At 45.3% G+C, this 3424-nt stretch carries 3 protein-coding genes; all 3 read left to right on the forward strand.

The features are described 5' to 3' along the window. A partial coding sequence (locus AC1DSE_RS32935; protein WP_477528890.1) for a helix-turn-helix domain-containing protein occupies positions 1-910 on the forward strand: 910 nt, incomplete at its 5' end. Positions 911-1134: 224 nt separating this feature from the next. Beyond that, positions 1135-2649, forward strand: a complete 1515-nt coding sequence (locus AC1DSE_RS32940) for a sugar ABC transporter ATP-binding protein (protein WP_477509687.1) — start codon at positions 1135-1137, stop codon at positions 2647-2649. A 15-nt stretch (positions 2650-2664) separates the two neighbouring features. After that, on the forward strand, positions 2665-3424 hold a 760-nt coding region (locus AC1DSE_RS32945), incomplete at its 3' end, for an ABC transporter permease (RefSeq protein WP_477528891.1).

Raw genomic sequence — 3424 nt, forward strand, 5'->3', positions numbered from 1 at the left:
GGCTTATGGCGAAAACAACGGTTTATTAGAAAAAACATCGTTCGAGCTGTCTGGTCAAATTCGTTCAGCGATTCAGTCCTACACGCCATTTACAGTTTCTGTTTCATGCGGCAGCTCGATTGAGGATTTATATTTGCTGCCAGAAGCAAAGGATCAAGCATTATCATTAATGTATTATCGTTTATTATATGGCGGCAATCAGTTGTTTGGCCGAGATGGCATTCAATTCAAGACGGAGAGCTCTTCAGACCAAATGGATAATGAGCTTGTCCATATTGCGCAGCGAATGAAGCAGGCAGTCGAACAAGTAAATGAGCAAGCAGCAGTTCAGTTTACGAAGGAGTTTTTTGCCCGGCTTGAAAAAATGGATTCGCCTGCTGCAATTCAACGAGCAATAATGAACGCATTTATTCTTATCCATTCGGTCGGCGTTGAAATGAAAGTGAATACGCCAATGTTAGATCCGCTCGAGAGCCGACTTCAAACGATTAAACGGGCGATAAATCTTAATGAGCTCAAAGTGGAACTCGATCAGCAGGTCGCTCAGCTTGTTCTGGAAATGAAACGAATGCGTCAAAGCGGCAGCATGAAACCGATAGAGCAGGCCAAAGCTTGGATCATAGCCAATCTACAAGACGACTTAACGATTAAGCGTATAGCTGAGCAAGTCTATATGAATCCCTCGTATTTCTGCCGGCATTTCAAGACGCAAACAGGTGAAACAATTCTCGATTACATCACGCGTCTTAGAATGGAGAAAGCAAAGGAGCTGCTTATTGATTCGCAATTAAAGCTCTACGATATAAGCGTTCTTGTTGGTTATCAAGACGTAAAGTATTTCAGTAAGCTGTTCAAGCAATGGTCTGGGGAGACGCCATCTAAATATCGAGAACAGAAGTTTTCGAAATGATAGTCAGTATAGTAGAGAAACTAAAGGGTAGGCCTAGCGCCTGCCTTTTTATTTTGTTCACAAACAGCCATACAATGTGGATTCCATATACAAAGCGAATACACTCCCCCATAAGTAACGAATGTCTCCTTCTTCACGATCTGCAATTTCGGTAAGGTAGACCTAGAAGGAAGCAAGAAGCAGCAGCATGTAGAGAACAGCGAAGGATGGAGGGTGATCCGGCAATGGCCGAGTACATTTTGGAGCTAGAGGGAATTACAAAAACTTTTCCAGGCGTCAAGGCGCTTGATAATGTCTATTTTAAGTTAAAGCCCGGTGAGATTCATGCGTTGATGGGCGAAAATGGAGCGGGGAAATCAACCTTTATTAAGGTGATTACCGGTGTCCACCCAGCAGATGTCGGCGAGATCCTCTTTGATGGACAACGCGTGGATTTTAAAAATCCTACGGATGCGAAGCGGAGGGGCATTGCAGCCATTTATCAGCATGTTACTTGTTATCCTGATTTAAGCGTCACAGAAAATATATTTATGGGGCATGAGAAAATTCAAAAAGGGACTAAGCGGATTCTTTGGAACGAAATGCATAAGGAGGCCGATAAGCTTCTGAAGGAGCTTGGCGCAGCATTCAGCCCCAAAACGCAAATGGGAGCATTAAGTGTAGCTGAGCAGCAAATCGTCGAAATTGCGAAAGCGCTTTCTGTTGATGCGAAGATCATTATTATGGATGAACCAACAGCCGCTCTTACCAATAGGGAAAGCGAAGACTTGTATCGCATTACAGAGCGTTTGCGTGACAAGGGAACAGCTATTATTTTTATCTCTCATCGCTTCGAGGACATGTATCGACTGGCCAGCAAGGTGACCGTATTCCGGGATTCCAGATACATCGGGACTTGGAAAGTGGATGAAATATCGAACCAAGATCTAATTATTGCGATGGTAGGTCGTGAAATTACGCAATTGTTTCCGAAGAAGGAAGCGCAGATTGGGGAAGAATTGCTTCGGGTTGAAGGTCTTGGCAGAACCGGCTACTTTGCTGATATTTCTTTTGCGCTGCGAAGAGGGGAAATATTAGGATTGACTGGTCTCGTTGGGGCAGGACGGACAGAGGTTTGCCAAAGCATCTTCGGCATTGAGCGAAGCGACAAAGGAAAGGTATTCTTCAAGGGGCAGGAAGTGAACATCCGAAAACCGATCGATGCGATGCGTATGGGGATTGGCTACTTGCCGGAGGACAGGCAGAAGCAGGGGCTCGTTCTACAGTGGAGCATCGGTAGAAATATAACATTATCATCGCTTGAGAAGATTTCAAGCAAAGGTGTTCTTAACACCGATAAGGAAGCGAGTATCGCTAAGCAATTAGCTGAGAAGGTAAATGTTAAAGCAAAAAGCATATTTGATTTGGCTAGCTCGCTCTCAGGCGGCAACCAGCAGAAGGTTGTATTTGCAAAGCTTCTGACTGCTGATGTGGATGTCATCATTTTGGATGAACCAACCAAAGGTGTGGATGTTGGCGCCAAATCTGCCATATATGAAATGATCAGCGATTTGGCATGTCAAGGGTATGGGATACTGATGGTATCGTCAGAGATGCCTGAAATGATTGGGATGTGCGATCGGGTAGCCGTCATGCGCGAGGGCCGGATAACAGCTTTTCTAGACCGCGATTCGATCTCGCAGGAAGCGATACTTCAAGCATCAATGGCTGACGATCGCCCTCTTATACAACAACATTAAAGGTGGGCATGACACATGCAGGAGAGAGAACTCAGTACGAGAGGTATAACCGCAGCTTCGCTTAGAGCTACAAGGCCAACGCGCACGCTCAGCGCTAAGATCGCCAAATTCAGAGAGCTTGGACTACTCGGATTTATTGTTTTGCTTTCAATTGGCGTTCAGCTTCGCAATCCCAGCTTTTTGACCTTGGAAAATATAAACGATATGGTAACGAACACCGCGATTTTGAGCATTTTGGCTGTGGGGATGATGCTCGTAATCGTTACCCGCGGAATTGATCTTTCCATCGGTGCAACATTGGCTCTTTCAGGCATGATCGCGGCACAGACGGTCAGTGCATTTCCGGAAATACCAGCTGTCGTCGCCCTTCTGATCGGCACTTTAACGGGACTTGTCAGCGGTGTGATCATTGGTTTCCTGGTTTCCAAAATCGGTATCCTGCCCATCATAGCCACACTCGGGATGATGAACGTGTTCCGCGGGTTTACTTATCTAACTAGTGGGGGCAAATGGGTTAGTGCACATCAAATGCCTACAAGTTTCAAAGCGATGGCAACGGGAACAACGCTCGGAATCAATAATCTGATCTTTATTGCAATCCTCATTTATTTCGTCGCTTATTATTTTGTTAATCATACCCGAACGGGCAGACAAATCTATGCTGTTGGAAGCAATCCAGATTCGGCAGTAATAAGCGGCATTAAGGTAGACAAAATTTTATGGCTCGTATATTCCATTATGGGCGGTCTCTCCGGCTTAGCAGGTGTGCTATGGG

This window comes from Paenibacillus sp. 01L418 (assembly GCF_056400045.1).